At 63.7% G+C, this 13,064-nt stretch carries 18 protein-coding genes; 6 read left to right on the top strand and 12 right to left on the bottom strand.

What is annotated here, in order from left to right; genetic code table 11:
* Window positions 1–10: 10 nt before the first annotated feature.
* The 6 genes from C8J45_RS11810 (at window position 11) to arsH (ending at window position 3,951) form a co-directional block, all read left to right on the top strand.
* Window positions 11–487 (top strand): hypothetical protein, encoded by a 477-nt coding sequence (locus C8J45_RS11810; protein WP_031439129.1) that lies wholly within the window; start codon window positions 11–13, stop codon window positions 485–487.
* Between the two features lie 331 nt (window positions 488–818).
* Entirely contained in the window at window positions 819–1,151 is a 333-nt protein-coding gene (locus C8J45_RS11805) for a helix-turn-helix transcriptional regulator (protein WP_056056382.1), read from the top strand.
* Window positions 1,152–1,161: 10 nt separating this feature from the next.
* Window positions 1,162–1,590, top strand: coding sequence for an arsenate reductase (glutaredoxin) (gene arsC, locus C8J45_RS11800; RefSeq protein WP_056056381.1), 429 nt, complete (start codon window positions 1,162–1,164; stop codon window positions 1,588–1,590).
* Window positions 1,590–2,876 (top strand): arsenic transporter, encoded by a 1,287-nt coding sequence (locus C8J45_RS11795; RefSeq protein WP_056056380.1) that lies wholly within the window; start codon window positions 1,590–1,592, stop codon window positions 2,874–2,876. Before arsC ends, C8J45_RS11795 begins: the two co-directional genes overlap by 1 nt.
* Window positions 2,873–3,196 (top strand): YnfA family protein, encoded by a 324-nt coding sequence (locus C8J45_RS11790; protein ID WP_056056378.1) that lies wholly within the window; start codon window positions 2,873–2,875, stop codon window positions 3,194–3,196. Before C8J45_RS11795 ends, C8J45_RS11790 begins: the two co-directional genes overlap by 4 nt.
* Window positions 3,196–3,951: an arsenical resistance protein ArsH gene (gene arsH / locus C8J45_RS11785; RefSeq protein WP_107963385.1), complete on the top strand. Its 756-nt coding sequence runs from the start codon at window positions 3,196–3,198 to the stop codon at window positions 3,949–3,951. Before C8J45_RS11790 ends, arsH begins: the two co-directional genes overlap by 1 nt.
* 100 nt (window positions 3,952–4,051) lie before the next feature.
* Here the strand turns inward: arsH and C8J45_RS19255 are convergent, their stop codons facing one another.
* The 12 genes from C8J45_RS19255 to C8J45_RS11730 all read right to left on the bottom strand — a co-directional run bounded on the left by C8J45_RS19255 (window position 4,052) and on the right by C8J45_RS11730 (window position 13,048).
* Window positions 4,052–4,204: a hypothetical protein gene (locus C8J45_RS19255; protein ID WP_156364448.1), complete on the bottom strand. Its 153-nt coding sequence runs from the start codon at window positions 4,202–4,204 to the stop codon at window positions 4,052–4,054.
* Between the two features lie 69 nt (window positions 4,205–4,273).
* Window positions 4,274–4,540 (bottom strand): PepSY domain-containing protein, encoded by a 267-nt coding sequence (locus C8J45_RS11780; protein ID WP_056056375.1) that lies wholly within the window; start codon window positions 4,538–4,540, stop codon window positions 4,274–4,276.
* A gap of 72 nt (window positions 4,541–4,612) precedes the next feature.
* Window positions 4,613–4,999 carry a fluoride efflux transporter CrcB gene (gene crcB / locus C8J45_RS11775; protein ID WP_056056373.1) on the bottom strand — a complete coding sequence of 129 codons (387 nt, stop codon included), beginning with the start codon at window positions 4,997–4,999 and terminating at the stop codon, window positions 4,613–4,615.
* A gap of 3 nt (window positions 5,000–5,002) precedes the next feature.
* Window positions 5,003–5,404: an undecaprenyl-diphosphate phosphatase gene (locus tag C8J45_RS11770; protein WP_056056372.1), complete on the bottom strand. Its 402-nt coding sequence runs from the start codon at window positions 5,402–5,404 to the stop codon at window positions 5,003–5,005.
* A complete protein-coding gene (eno, locus tag C8J45_RS11765) occupies window positions 5,401–6,702 on the bottom strand; it encodes a phosphopyruvate hydratase (protein WP_056056370.1) in 1,302 nt (433 codons plus the stop codon). Before eno ends, C8J45_RS11770 begins: the two co-directional genes overlap by 4 nt.
* A gap of 14 nt (window positions 6,703–6,716) precedes the next feature.
* On the bottom strand, window positions 6,717–7,340 hold the full coding sequence (locus C8J45_RS11760; protein WP_056056401.1) for a 2,3-bisphosphoglycerate-dependent phosphoglycerate mutase: 624 nt from the start codon (window positions 7,338–7,340) through the stop codon (window positions 6,717–6,719).
* 9 nt (window positions 7,341–7,349) lie between these two features.
* Window positions 7,350–8,165 (bottom strand): universal stress protein, encoded by an 816-nt coding sequence (locus tag C8J45_RS11755; protein WP_107963384.1) that lies wholly within the window; start codon window positions 8,163–8,165, stop codon window positions 7,350–7,352.
* A gap of 160 nt (window positions 8,166–8,325) precedes the next feature.
* Window positions 8,326–8,904, bottom strand: a complete 579-nt coding sequence (locus tag C8J45_RS11750) for a histidine phosphatase family protein (RefSeq protein WP_056056368.1) — start codon at window positions 8,902–8,904, stop codon at window positions 8,326–8,328.
* Window positions 8,901–10,757 (bottom strand): alkaline phosphatase family protein, encoded by a 1,857-nt coding sequence (locus C8J45_RS11745; protein WP_107963383.1) that lies wholly within the window; start codon window positions 10,755–10,757, stop codon window positions 8,901–8,903. Before C8J45_RS11745 ends, C8J45_RS11750 begins: the two co-directional genes overlap by 4 nt.
* A gap of 22 nt (window positions 10,758–10,779) precedes the next feature.
* Window positions 10,780–11,217, bottom strand: a complete 438-nt coding sequence (locus tag C8J45_RS11740; protein WP_056056364.1) for an EamA family transporter — start codon at window positions 11,215–11,217, stop codon at window positions 10,780–10,782.
* Window positions 11,218–11,225: 8 nt separating this feature from the next.
* A complete protein-coding gene (locus C8J45_RS11735) occupies window positions 11,226–11,648 on the bottom strand; it encodes a DUF190 domain-containing protein (protein WP_056056363.1) in 423 nt (140 codons plus the stop codon).
* Window positions 11,648–13,048, bottom strand: a complete 1,401-nt coding sequence (locus C8J45_RS11730; RefSeq protein WP_056056360.1) for a voltage-gated chloride channel family protein — start codon at window positions 13,046–13,048, stop codon at window positions 11,648–11,650. Before C8J45_RS11730 ends, C8J45_RS11735 begins: the two co-directional genes overlap by 1 nt.
* Window positions 13,049–13,064: the final 16 nt, after the last annotated feature.

Raw genomic sequence — 13,064 nt, 5'->3', positions numbered from 1 at the left:
GCGCTCCCCCATGAAAACGCCTTCCATCGGCACGCTGTCGTTTGGGTTCGTCGGCGCGACCGTCGTTCTGCTACTTGCGATCGGTGCCCCGAACAGCCGCATAGCCCCGCCGCCTGCCGCCCCGGCCGCACCACCGCCGCCAAGCGTTTCGGCGCGCGGCTTCTCGCTGGCGTCCACCTCGGTCGATCTCCCGACCGACGAAGGGCAATATCCGGCTGGTCCGCATGCGGACGTCATCAACGCCAACTGCACCTCGTGTCATTCGGCGAGCATGGCGCTGAACCAGCCGCCACTCTCTTCCGACCAGTGGACCGCGGAGGTCACCAAGATGCGCGAGGTCTACAAGGCTCCCGTTGCACAGGCTGACGTGCCGGCGATCGTCGCTTATCTGACCGCCATGAGCGCAAAGCAGCCGGGTGCCGCGAAGGGCAAGGCGCAAGACCCCGATCCGAAGGCTGCGCCCGACGTATCGGGGGGATCAGGCTAAGCCCATCAACTCACGACACGCGGTTCTGCGCGCGAAGTGCTGTGCGGCGTGGCCTCCGGGGGAGGGCGTCGACGCCAATCGAAACACTGCTCGCGCCCTGCGCGTTCGCAGGTGTGCCATGTGGCACACCTTACGCGAGAATCGTCACCGGCAGGGCCGAGACGCCGGCACGATGGCTCGGTCGGCACGCCCAGCGGGCCGATAGAGCCGTGCCCGCGGGGTCCCGCCCCACTCGTTGGGGACTTCGGAAAAGAGCGTAGGGTGCCGACTGCCTGCCTACTTGGTGCTATCAACGTCTGGACCGAAACCATATAGCTGCTATCCTGGATATATGGAAAACAACACGGCAATTTCAGCGCTCGGCGCGCTCGCACAAGGAACACGCCTCGACGTGTTCCGCCTGTTGGTGCGGCACGAACCGCATGGCTTGGCTGCCGGCGAAATCGCCCGTCAGCTCGACGTACCGCAAAACACGATGTCCGCACACCTCGGCATCCTCGCCCGTGGCGGGCTGGTGCGATCCGAACGTCATAGCCGCTCGATCATCTATCGTGCCGATCTCGACGGCCTGCGCGCGCTAACGCTCTTTCTCGTCAAGGATTGCTGCGCCGGCAACGCGGAGCTGTGCGCCCCGCTGATCGCCGAACTCACCCCATGCTGCTGAAAGGACGCCCGTGGCCGTCGATATCGTGATCTATCACAACCCCGTGTGCGGCACGTCGCGCAACACGCTAGGCCTGATCCGCAATGCCGGCATCGAACCGCACGTGGTCGAATATCTGAAAACCCCGCCCTCGCGCGCGCTGCTGGTCGAGCTGATCGACCGCGCCGGCATAACGCCCCGCGAGCTGCTACGCGAAAAGGGTACGCCCTATGCGGAGCTCGGCCTGGGCGACACATCGCTGTCCGACGACGCGCTGGTGGATACGATGATGACGCACCCGATCCTCATCAACCGGCCGATAGTCGTCTCACCGCTCGGCGTGAAGCTCTGCCGGCCGTCCGAAGCCGTGCTTGATCTGCTGCCGGGCGATCAGCGCGGCGCGTTCGCGAAGGAAGACGGACAACAGGTGGTAAACGCCTCGGGCCAGCGCATCGCCTGATGCTTCTTGCCGTCCTGATCTTCGTCGTCACGATCGTGCTCGTCATCTGGCAACCCAAGGGGCTCGGAATCGGGTGGAGCGCGATCGCCGGGGCCGTCTTGGCGCTGCTCGCGGGCGTCGTCACGCTGTCCGACGTCCCGGTCGTTTGGGGCATCGTCTGGAACGCGACGGCTGCATTCGTCGCGATCATTGTCATAAGCCTGTTGCTCGATGAAGCTGGATCCTTCGAATGGGCGGCGCTCCACGTTGCGCGCTGGGGCAGGGGACATGGGCGCCGACTCTTCGTCCTGATCGTGCTGCTCGGCGCGGCGGTGTCGGCGTTGTTCGCCAATGATGGTGCGGCGCTGATCCTCACGCCGATCGTCATCGCCATGCTGCGCGCGCTGGGGTTCAAGGACAAGGCGACGCTGGCGTTCGTCATGGCGGCCGGGTTCATCGCCGACACGGCCAGCCTGCCGCTGGTGGTCTCGAACCTCGTCAACATCGTGTCAGCCGACTTCTTCAAGATCGGGTTCGGCACATATGCGTCCGTGATGGTCCCGGTCGATCTGGTGTCGATCGCCGCCACGCTGGGCGTGCTGCTGCTGTTCTTCCGGCGCGACCTCCCAGAAGACTATGACGTGGGGGCGCTCCGCGCGCCGCGCGATGTCATCCGAGACCCCGCGACCTTCCGTGCCGGCTGGATCGTCCTCGCGCTGCTGCTCGCTGGCTTCTTCCTGCTCGAACCGATCGGCGTGCCGGTCAGCGCCGTTGCCGCTGCCGGCGCGATCCTGCTGCTGGTAATTGCGGGACGGGGCCATGTGATCCAGACCGGCAAGGTGCTGCGCGGCGCACCGTGGCAGGTCGTGATCTTCTCTCTCGGCATGTACCTGGTCGTCTACGGGCTGCGAAACGCGGGCCTGACCGACCATCTCGCCGCGCTGCTCGATCGCACCGCTCAGGGCGGCGTGTGGGGGGCGGCGTTCGGGACAGGCGTGATCGCGGCCATCCTGTCGTCCGTGATGAACAACATGCCGACCGTACTGGTGGGCGCGCTGTCGATCGACGCGACCCATGCCACTGGCGCCGTGCAAGAAGCAATGATCTACGCCAATGTCATCGGCTGCGATCTTGGCCCCAAGCTGACGCCGATCGGCTCGCTCGCAACGCTGTTATGGCTCCACGTCCTCGGCCAGAAAGGTGTTCGGATCGGATGGGGCTATTATTTCCGTGTCGGTATCACGCTGACTGTGCCGGTATTGCTGGTCACGCTTGCCGCCTTGGCATTGAGGATCACGATCGGATGACAGCCCTGATCTACATCGGCGCGGCGCTTGCTGAAATTGGCGGATGCTTTGCCTTCTGGGCCTGGCTTCGCATGGCGAAGTCACCCTTGTGGCTTGCTCCGGGCGTCGTCTCATTGATCCTGTTCGCATGGCTCCTCACCCGCGTGGACAGCGATGCCGCGGGACGAGCGTATGCCGCTTACGGCGGCATTTACATCTGTGCATCGCTTGCTTGGCTCTGGACCGTCGAAGGCGTGCGGCCCGATCGCTGGGATGTGAGCGGCGCGGCGCTCTGTCTGATCGGCACCTGTATCATCCTCTTGGGACCACGAACCGCCTGATGCCTGTTCGAACGCTCTCCGACCCCGACCATCTGCCCGCGCTCGATCGAAGCTATGCGATCGAACGACCTGCTCATGGCCTCGGCGCGGGTGCTCCGCCGCCACGAATCCTTCTGCTCTACGGTTCCTTGCGCGAGCGGTCATTCTCGCGGCTGTGTGTCGAGGAAGCGGCGCGACTACTGCAATTCTTCGGATGCGAAACGCGCATTTACGATCCCTCGGCGCTGCCGTTGCCCGATCAGGTCGTCGGCGACGACCATCCGGCCGTCCACGAGCTGCGTGAACTGTCGTTGTGGTCGGAAGGTCAGGTGTGGTGCAGCCCTGAACGGCACGGCCAGATCACCGGCATCATGAAGCTCCAAATCGATCATCTGCCGCTCTCGATGGGCGGGATGCGACCGACGCAGGGACGCACGCTGGCAGTCATGCAGGTATCGGCGGGTTCGCAGTCGTTCAACAGCGTCAACACGCTGCGCGTGCTCGGCCGCTGGATGCGAATGGTGACGATACCGAACCAGTCGAGCGTCGCCAAGGCGTTCGCCGAATTCGGCGAGGACGATCGCATGAAGCCGTCGAGCTATTATGACCGCATCGTAGACGTAATGGAGGAACTGGTGCGGTTCACGGTGCTGCTGCGCCCGCACGCGGCACAACTCGTCGACCGCTATTCCGAGCGCAGGGAAGTTCGCGTAGGGATCGACCTGACGACAGACTTGTCGACTATCGCGACCACGGCACCCCCTCGAGGTGTTTGACCTCGCCCCGACGCGATGGAAGATCAGAGCGGCTACTGTGCAATACCAGCCAATGGCTTGCTGGGCTGTTAGTCGTCGACCGTCGAAACCGACTACGTGATCAGTCTTCGCGACGTTCGATGTTGTCCCCTAGCCCCGGCGCTTCTGGAGACGATCGGTCGTCTTTACGCTTCTCCGAGGCGACCATTTCGCCAACTTCGACCATCTCCGCGGTTTCCTGCGTGGTCGGCTCATCCTTGTCCGTCTCGGCCATATGCGTCTCCTTTAAAGCATCAACGCCAAAGGCTCGCTATTAGATGCGAGGAGACGCGCAGGCGTCGGATCAGTCGTCGTCGCGGTCCTGCTTTTCGCGGGAAACGACCTTGAAGTTGCGGTTTAGCTTGATGTCATAGCGGCCGCCACGGCAGCGTGCGTCGTCGACCTCGAAGCCACCATCGTCGCGCTCGATCGAGCGTGGCGCAGTGCAGCCGATCCGCTTCAAGGCGGTAAGCGTCGAGGCCCGCTGGCGCGGGGTCACCCGATCGTCGTCAGCGAGGGCGGGGGAAGCGATGACGAGTGCCAGCGCGCCGGCAGCGAGATATTTGAGCATGGAAAAGACGTCCGATTAAAGGTCCATGGAAACTCTGAATCCAATGCGGCCCGCGCGCCGATCGTTCCGAAATCATCCCCACCGTCGGGTGATAACGAGAGCAATCGCCAGAACGACGACCGAGAGAACAAGACTTGCCAGCACATAGCCGATCGCGGCGCCGGTCTCGCCGCGCTCCCATAATGTCACGGCATCGAGCGAGAAGGTCGACCAGGTCGTAAATCCGCCGATAAGTCCCGTCGTCACGAACAGGCGCAACTCCGCATTTTCGATGCTCTTGGCGGCAAACAGGCCGATCATCATGCCCATCAGCGCCGAGCCGACCACGTTGATGGCCAAGGTTCCCCAAGGGAAGGTTGGCCCCATAAGACGTAGTGCCACGATGCCGACGCCGTGACGCAGCATGCCGCCCACGCCCGAGCCCAGGAACACGACCAGAAAGCCAAGCCAGATCGGCATCGTTCACCCCGTCACTATCATCTGAACTGCCGTCACCGAGAGGAGAGCGGCGACCAACAATTGGAAACGGTGCACCGAAAGGCGCTTGATGAAATCATGCGCCAACGCGCCGACCACGACCGAGGGAAGGAAGGCGACCAGCACGTTTCTCGAGAAGCGGCGGGCGTCGGCATCGGACGACAAGCCGGAGACGACCGACCAGAGCCGCGCGCGGTACAACCAGCAGATCGCGAGGATCGCCCCGACCTGAATGACGACATCGCTGATCCCGGCTTGCCGCCCTTCGTAGCCGATCAGTCGTTCGGTCAAAATGAGATGGCCGGTAGAGGAAACCGGGATGAACTCGGTCGATCCCTCGACGATGCCGAGGACGATCGGAGCGATCAGCGAGGGTAGATCCGTCACGTCCGGGGCTTCGGTCGCGACACGAAGGGATTGGTGAAACGTGCTTTGGCGCCGAGCTCGGCTTCGATCTCGATCAGTCGGTTGTATTTGGCCAAACGCTCACCCCGGCAGGGTGCGCCGGATTTGATTTGCCCGGCGCCGACCGCAACCGCGAGATCGGCGATAAAGGCGTCCGTGGTCTCGCCCGACCGGTGCGACACCATCGTTCCCCATCCCGCAGCGTGGCAGATGCGAACCGCCTCGATCGTCTCCGTGACGGTGCCGATCTGATTGGGTTTGATGAGGGCTGCGTTGGCAGCTTTTCGAGCGATGCCTTCCCGGATGATCCGGGGATTGGTGACCAGGAGATCGTCGCCGACGATCTGGATCCGGCTACCCTGGCTTACGGTCTGGTCGATGAACCCTTGCCAGTCCTCCTCACCGAACCCGTCCTCGATCGAAACGATCGGATACGCATCGATCCAGCGCCCGTAGAGCGCGAGCAAGCCTGCGCGGTCGAGCAGGCCCGTTCCCGACCGCGCAAGATCGTATTGCTCCCCATCCGATAAGGACGATGCGGCTGGATCGAGCGCGATGGCGATGTCTGTACCCGGTCGATAACCCGCGGCTTCGATCGCATCGACGATCAACTCGCAGGCGGCCTCGTTGCTTTTGAGGTTCGGGGCAAATCCGCCTTCGTCGCCGACTGCCGTCTTGAGGCCGCGACCATGGAGGAGGTCGCGCAATGCGGCATAGGTTTCCGCACCATAGCGCATCGCTTCGGCGAAGCTGGAGGCTCCCACCGGAACGATCATGAATTCCTGAAAGTCGAGGCTGCTATCGGCATGCTTGCCACCATTCAGGACGTTCATGCACGGCATCGGAAGGAGGTAGTCGGTCGTACCGGCGAGCGTCTCGTAAAGCGGCTGCGCGAGCACCGATGATGCGGCGCGCGCGACCGCCATCGAAACACCCAGAATCGCATTGCCGCCAAGCCGCGCCTTGTTCGGCGTGGCATCGCGTTCGATCATCACCCGGTCGATGTCCGGCTGCGCGCAGACATCCATTCCGATGATCGCGCTGCCGATCTCGCCTTCGACGTTCTGCAGGGCTTGCCGAACACCCTTTCCGGCGAAACGATCGGGGTTGTTGTCGCGGAGCTCGACGGCCTCATGTGCGCCTGTCGACGCACCCGACGGCACCGATGCCGATGCTGTGATGCCGTTGTCCAAGGTCACGGTGACGGACAAAGTCGGATAGCCTCGGGAGTCGAGGATCTCGAGGGCACGGAGGCTGGTGATGTGGCTGCTGGCCGGCATGGTCGGAGTCCTTGTCACTGAAGGATAGCGCGACCGATGATCGCGGTCGTGTAACTGAAATCGTAGAGGATCGCGCCTCCGGTCGGGATATCGAGGGTCTCGACCCGGGCGGCATCAAGGCCGTCGAGCGCCATAACCAGCGCCCGCAACGCGTTGCCGTGGGAGACGACGAGTGTCGTGCCGCCACTCATCACGGCAGGCAGCATCGTCCGAACGTAATAGGCGAGCACGCGCGCGACGGTGTCGCGCAGGCTCTCGCCGTGTGGCGGGGCAGCCGCATAGGAGCGTCGCCATTGGCGGACCTGATCTTTACCGTAGCGATCCGACGCCTCGGTCTTGTTGAGACCAGTGAGCGCACCGTAATCGCGCTCGTTGAGCGACCGGTCTACCGTGATAGGGACATCTGGTGCCCCCATCACGGCAGTGACGATAGCCGTCGTGTCCGCGCAACGCCGAAGGGTAGAGCGGAAAATCCGTGCAGGCCGAATGCCTTGCGCGATCAGGCGGTGTGCGATCGCCTCGGCCTGACGGTGCCCCAGAGGCGTTAGCGCCGGATCCGCAGAACCAGTAAATCGGTTGGCTGCGTTGGCTTCGCTTTCGCCGTGTCGAACGAGGACCAGACGCGCGTGCGGGAGCATCGTCACCCCTCAGTGCGCCATCAGCAGGGGTATATCGGCAGCGGCGAGGATGTGGCGCGTCGTGCCGCCCATGAACCACTCGATGATCTGGTTGTGCCGATAGGCGCCGGTCACGAGAAGCTCGGCGCCGATCGCTTTCGCTTCGGCGACGAGCTGGGCACCCAGATTCTCGCTGGAGCGCGGCACCACATGCAATTCGTGACGAACACAGATTTCGTCGAGCAAGGCTTCCAAGCCCAGCGCCGGATCGGTTTCTTCACCGATGCGGATTGCCGTGACACGCTTGGCGACACGAAGCCACGGGGCTGCCTCCTCAATGGCGTGGCACGCCGTGTCACTGTCGCTGAGCCCGACGGCCATGTGCTCGAAGCCGGTTCGCGCGCCGGCTCTCCACCCAGCCGGGACGATGAGGACGGGCTTGTCGGTCGAAAAAATTGCGGCGTGCAGGGCGTCGCCGCCGTCCATCGTCTGCTCGCGCGCGATGACGATCAGCGCATCGACATTTGCCGCCTCCTGTTTGACCGTCGCTTCTTCGGTGCCGACGATCGAGCGCCAGGCGACCTCGGGTGTGTCATCGCTGGTAGCTGCGGTCCAGGCAACGAAGGCGGCCCGCGCCGCATCCGCGCGCTCTTGGGCTGTCCCCTCGTCGCGCGCGCGTAGGCGTTGAAAGTCGATCTCCTCGCTCGCAACCGCGATCTGCTCGGGATCGACGACAACATTGAGGGCCTCGATCGATGACTCGCCAAGAGATCTGGCGGCGAGAACCGCCGCATCGAGGCAGGCGGCAGCGCTGTCGGCACCGACAATCACGGCAAGCAGTCTCATGGCATCGTCTCCCGGGCGGGGGTGAAGGCGTGTGTGAAGTTTCCGGAATGCTGGGCACCGGATCGTTTGAACCCTTGCGACGGCGCAGGATGGCTCTTCCCCGCCCATCCCATCCAGGCACCCTCATTTGGATACGCGAAGTACCGCGTCACAAGGCGCATCATGACTGGTTCCACGACCGAATGACCGGCTCGTCGCCATCATGTTCGTACCCGAGGACGCTGATGCTGGCCGTATCGAGCAGGAAATAGGCAGCGGCCCCGACGGGTAAGCCGAGCCAGCGCGCTGTCAGCACGCGGAGAATATGAGCGCTCGAGAAGATCAGGACATCGGCGTTGCGCCCACGCAGCGATGCGATGACGCGATCGGCTCGGGCTGCGACCGCCTCCGGAGTCTCTCCTTGCGGGCAGCCGTCGCGGAACAGGTTCCAGTCCGGGCGGTCGGCGAGGATCTCCTTCCTGGTTCGTCCCTCGTAGGCGGCGTAATCCCATTCCGCGAGATCGTCGGCAGGCACCAGGCGGGTCGCGAAACCGGTCAATTCCCCGGTCCGGCGCGCCCGTATCGAAGGGCTCGACCAGACGGCGGTAAAGTCCAAGCTTGGCAGACGTTCGGCTATTCGTTTCGCCGCGGCTTCTCCTGCCTCGGTCAGCGAGATGTCAGTCCGTCCCGTATGCTGCCGCGAAACGCTCCAAGCGGTTTCACCGTGACGGACGAGCCAAATCTGTGGGAGCCGGTTCATCGCCGCATCGCCTTTTCACCCGATGGGACGGATGCTGTTCCTATACCGAGCGTCCGATCGGGGAAGCCGCCGGCATCGAGATAGCGGATGCCGCCCAGCTGCTGATATTGCAGGACGGTCGCGAGGCCGTTGGCAGCAGGCTGCGAGCGCTCTTCGCGACCCTCGTAGCGCGGCACCGTTCCACCCGGCATCGCCTCGCGCAGTACCCGGCCGGTCAGATGGCCGCGCGGGGTGGGGAGGAGATTCAGCAATGCCATCATGGTGCGGCCCACGTCGACATTGCTGACCGGTGCTGGATCGACAAAGCCGCGCTTGAAGTCCGGGCCGGTCGCTGCGGTAAAGTTCAATGTGTCACCGCGGCCGAAGCTGCCGTGCATGCCCTGCCCCTGCTGGAGGGTCGTATCGGAGACTTCGATCTGGCAGTTTGTCGCAATCGCACACCCGGTGTTGGCGGATCGGAAGTTGACGACGATCGACGGCACCGGCGGGAGTGCCTCGCCCTTCAAATTGATCGCGGAAAGCGGCAGTGTTCCGGCGATTGCTCCCAGGCGGTCATCGACGAAGATACCGCTGACATAGTCCTGATCCAGCAGTGCGGAAACGACCCGTGCCGCTAGGGCAGGATCGCGGGTCGGTAGATAGAGGAGGTCGGACCCGCCATTTGCCGCCACCACTACGTCAGGTCTCGTCGCATCGGCACCGAGCACCGCGTTGCCGCGGCTCGGATGCTTGCCGTCCGCGACCCGCGTGTTGCCCGCTTCTGGATCGAATACGGGCATGTTCAAGGCGGACGCCAGATCAAGCGCAAGGAAGCCGGGCGGTAGGAAACCTTCGGGAACATCGACATAGCGCCCGCGTGCTGCGGAGCTGGTCCGGCTTTCTTTGGAGATCGTAGAGAAGCCGTGATCCGACGTGACGATGATGTCGGTCGTCTTCGCAAGACCCAAGCGATCGAGTGCTGCGCGCAGCTTCGCTAGATCATAGTCGGCATTGCGGATCGCGGCGAAGGTCGTGGGACCGTTGATGCCCGGCGTCAGCTGATTGAGGCTGTCGCCCTGATTGTGCTGCGTGCCATCGGGATCGCGCGACCAGAACACCATGGCGAACGGCCGGTGCTGCTTTCGGAAGACCGGCAAAGCGACCCGGGTCGCGACGTCGATGAGATAGTCCTGCTGCACGCGGTTGGCACTCGTCGTTCCGGGGATTCGGGCATCCCCGGACCGTCCGTTACTGCCGCGGTCCGGTGCTTGCAGCGCAAGCCCTGCCTGCGTGAGGCGAGCGGCAACGTCGGCAGACAGCGGAATCCCGCCGGGACGCCCGGTTGAATCGTCGATGATGAGTGTGGTGGCTCCGTCGCGTGCACGATGGTCCTGGATCAATGCGGGACCGAGCTTGCCGATCGCGGCCGTGCCGTACCCTGCTTGCCGCGCCGCTTCGAGAACGGTGGTCTCGTTGAGGTAATTGCCCCCGAAATGCTCGTCGACCTCGCCCAGAACAGCATCGTTCTCGAGGAAGGGCGTCACGCTGCCGGCAGCTGCAGCAATCGGCGCACGAGTCCATATCGTGTTGCTGAAGTCTCCGGTGTCGCCGAGCTGGTGACCGGTTGCGAGCGCCGACGCATTGGCGGTGGTGAACGTCGGGAAGACCGAGTGGCTGTTGGAAAAATAGGTGCCGGTGTCCCGCAATTGCGCGAGCGTCGGCGCGCTCTGGGATGTGACGATCTTGCCTCGCAGGCCGTCGATCACGACAAGAATGACATTGTGGGGCGCCGGGTGGCGCTTTGGCGTGCGCGCCTGAACCGTGGGCGAGACCGTGAGGACCAGGGTCGCAGAGAGTGTCGCAAGGAGGCGCATCGTTGGGTTCCGGTTTCGAGGTTCAGGCAAGGGCGACGAGCACGGCTCCCGCACCGATCAGGACGATCCCAAGCCAGCCGCGGGTGGAAAGATGCTCACCGAGAAACGCCACGCCGAGCACCGCGACGAGGACGACGCTCAGCTTATCGATCGGTGCGACGCGGGCGGCATCGCCGATCTTCAAGGCGCGGAAGTAGCAAATCCAGGAGGCACCCGTCGCAAGGCCCGAAAGGGCAAGGAACAGCCAGCTTCGCGGACTGATCGCATCGAGTGGCTGAAATTTGCCCGTGACCGCAAGAAGGATGGTCAGCACGGCAACTATCACCAGCGTCCGAAAGAGCGTGGCCAAATCGGAGTCGATCCCTTCGACGCCGATCTTCGCGAAAATCGCGGTCATCGCGGCGAAGCCGGCGGAGCCCAATGCCCAGACGAGCCAGGACGCTGAAGCGGTGCTTCTCATCCTCGCGCTCACTCCGGCTCTGCCGCGAGGATCGCGGGCGCGGCATCTTCGTGACGGATACCGGCAGAGCCAATGCTCCAGTGTTCGAGATGCTTGTAGACGATAACCTTGCCACCAAGGATCTCGCCATGTGCTTCGCAGAAGCGTTCCAGTTCGTGGCGCTGCCCGATCAACTCGACACACATGGTCAGGTGCGGATCGGCGATTTCGGAACCATTTTCGCGCACCGGGCCGTGATTGCTGTAGCCGTAGTGCGTGTTGTGAGCGACCGCGTTCATGATGCCGTCGCGCTTCGCTTGCGCGACAAGCTCACGGTAGAGCGGCTTGCGCGACCAGAAGCTGCGCGATCCGGTCGCGATCTTGTCGGATGGCTTTAGATAGATGCGGATCATACCGATCTCGCTCGGCGTCACCTTATGCTGTTGAGACATCAGTCATGCTCCTTGGTGATGACGGGGGTCGGGGATGGACGGGGGCCGCGCCGTGACGCACGAGCATCGCGCAGGGTCGCAGCCCCGGTATGCGCGCGAGACGCGCGCTTTGGCACCGCGATCCGCTGCGACAGGTAGATGCCGTTATGGCCCGAGCAGATGTAGGCGATGAAACAAGCGACTGCGATTGGGACGGCGTGGGCCGCTCCGAACAGCTCGATCCCCATGATCGTGCAGGCGAGCGGCGTATTGGCCGCGCCAGCGAACACCGCAATGAAGCCTAGTCCCGCGAACAGATCGAGCGGTGCGCCAAGCAGCCAACCGAGCGCATTACCGAGCGCTGCGCCGATGAAAAATAGTGGGGTCACCTCGCCGCCCTTGAAGCCGGCGCTAAGCGTCACGACCGTGAACAGCATCTTGAGCGCCCAGCTCCACCGATCGGCAGGGCCGGTGAAAAAGCCGGCGATCGTGGGATCACCGGGAATGGCCGACCATACGCCTAGGCCGAGATAAGCGCGTGTACCAACGATCCAGACCAGCGCGATGACCAGCACCCCGCCCAGCGCCGCACGCGCAGGGCCGTAAGGGATATGGCGCTTCAAAACTCCGCCGAAGGCGTGGTTGGCTTCTGCAAACACAAGTCCGGCGAGACCAAACGCTACGCCGGCTATTGCCGCCTTGAAGAGCAACACCGGCTCGACGAACAAGGCACCGCTCGCGGAGGCCACATAGGTGATGTGGTAAGGCGTATGATGGATGCCCCAGGCGTGACATGCCCAGTCGCCGACCAGCGCGGCTAGCAGACAGGGGATGATGCCGCCGTATTCGATACGTCCGACGGCCAGCACCTCGAGTGCGAACACCGCCCCGGCGAGCGGGGTCCCGAAGACCGCACCGAAGCCGGCTGCGACACCTGCCATAAGCAGAATGCGGACGCTGGCAGGATCGAGCCGGAAGAGGCCGGCAACGGCGCTGGCGAGACTGCCGCCGAGCTGGACCGCAGTGCCCTCACGCCCTGCGGAACCGCCAAAGAGATGAGTGGCGATCGTGCCGATGAAGACCAACGGTGCCATGCGCAGCGGAACGCCGCCTCCGGGCTCGTGTATCTGCTCGACGATGAGATTATTGCCCGCTTCGACCGAACGGCCGGTCAGGTGATAGAGCAACGCGACCGCCGCTCCGCCTAAGGGCAGGAGGTAAAGCAGCCAGGGATAGTCGAACCGCGCCTGTGTCGCGGCGTCGAGGCTCCAGAGGAAAGCCGCGCAGAGTGTTCCCACCAGCGCCGCCATCGGCACGAGGATCAGCGTCCAGCGCAACACCGACAGGGCATGGTCATGGCGATCGCGAAAAAAAGCGGCCAAATTTAATTCGTTATAGAGATTGCGAAACGTCGCGCGCACAATTCCTCCTTGCTGC

It is taken from the genome of Sphingomonas sp. PP-CE-3G-477 (genome assembly GCF_003050745.1).
Taxonomy (GTDB): Bacteria; Pseudomonadota; Alphaproteobacteria; order Sphingomonadales; family Sphingomonadaceae; genus Sphingomonas.
The sequence above is the reverse complement of the archived record's forward strand: the minus strand, read 5'-3'. Positions and strand labels throughout refer to the sequence as shown.

Coding starts and splice junctions, on each gene's coding strand:
- C8J45_RS11810 (WP_031439129.1), top strand. CDS start 11: ATGAAAACGCCTTCCATCGGCACGCTGTCGTTTGGGTTCGTCGGCGCG.
- C8J45_RS11780 (WP_056056375.1), bottom strand. CDS start 4,540: ATGCTCAAATATCTCGCTGCCGGCGCGCTGGCACTCGTCATCGCTTCC.
- arsH (WP_107963385.1), top strand. CDS start 3,196: ATGCCTGTTCGAACGCTCTCCGACCCCGACCATCTGCCCGCGCTCGAT.
- C8J45_RS11795 (WP_056056380.1), top strand. CDS start 1,590: ATGCTTCTTGCCGTCCTGATCTTCGTCGTCACGATCGTGCTCGTCATC.
- C8J45_RS11755 (WP_107963384.1), bottom strand. CDS start 8,165: ATGAGACTGCTTGCCGTGATTGTCGGTGCCGACAGCGCTGCCGCCTGC.
- C8J45_RS11805 (WP_056056382.1), top strand. CDS start 819: ATGGAAAACAACACGGCAATTTCAGCGCTCGGCGCGCTCGCACAAGGA.
- C8J45_RS11760 (WP_056056401.1), bottom strand. CDS start 7,340: ATGCTCCCGCACGCGCGTCTGGTCCTCGTTCGACACGGCGAAAGCGAA.
- crcB (WP_056056373.1), bottom strand. CDS start 4,999: ATGCCGATCTGGCTTGGCTTTCTGGTCGTGTTCCTGGGCTCGGGCGTG.
- C8J45_RS11750 (WP_056056368.1), bottom strand. CDS start 8,904: ATGAACCGGCTCCCACAGATTTGGCTCGTCCGTCACGGTGAAACCGCT.
- C8J45_RS11745 (WP_107963383.1), bottom strand. CDS start 10,757: ATGCGCCTCCTTGCGACACTCTCTGCGACCCTGGTCCTCACGGTCTCG.
- C8J45_RS11790 (WP_056056378.1), top strand. CDS start 2,873: ATGACAGCCCTGATCTACATCGGCGCGGCGCTTGCTGAAATTGGCGGA.
- C8J45_RS11740 (WP_056056364.1), bottom strand. CDS start 11,217: ATGAGAAGCACCGCTTCAGCGTCCTGGCTCGTCTGGGCATTGGGCTCC.
- C8J45_RS19255 (WP_156364448.1), bottom strand. CDS start 4,204: ATGGCCGAGACGGACAAGGATGAGCCGACCACGCAGGAAACCGCGGAG.
- eno (WP_056056370.1), bottom strand. CDS start 6,702: ATGCCGGCCAGCAGCCACATCACCAGCCTCCGTGCCCTCGAGATCCTC.
- C8J45_RS11735 (WP_056056363.1), bottom strand. CDS start 11,648: ATGTCTCAACAGCATAAGGTGACGCCGAGCGAGATCGGTATGATCCGC.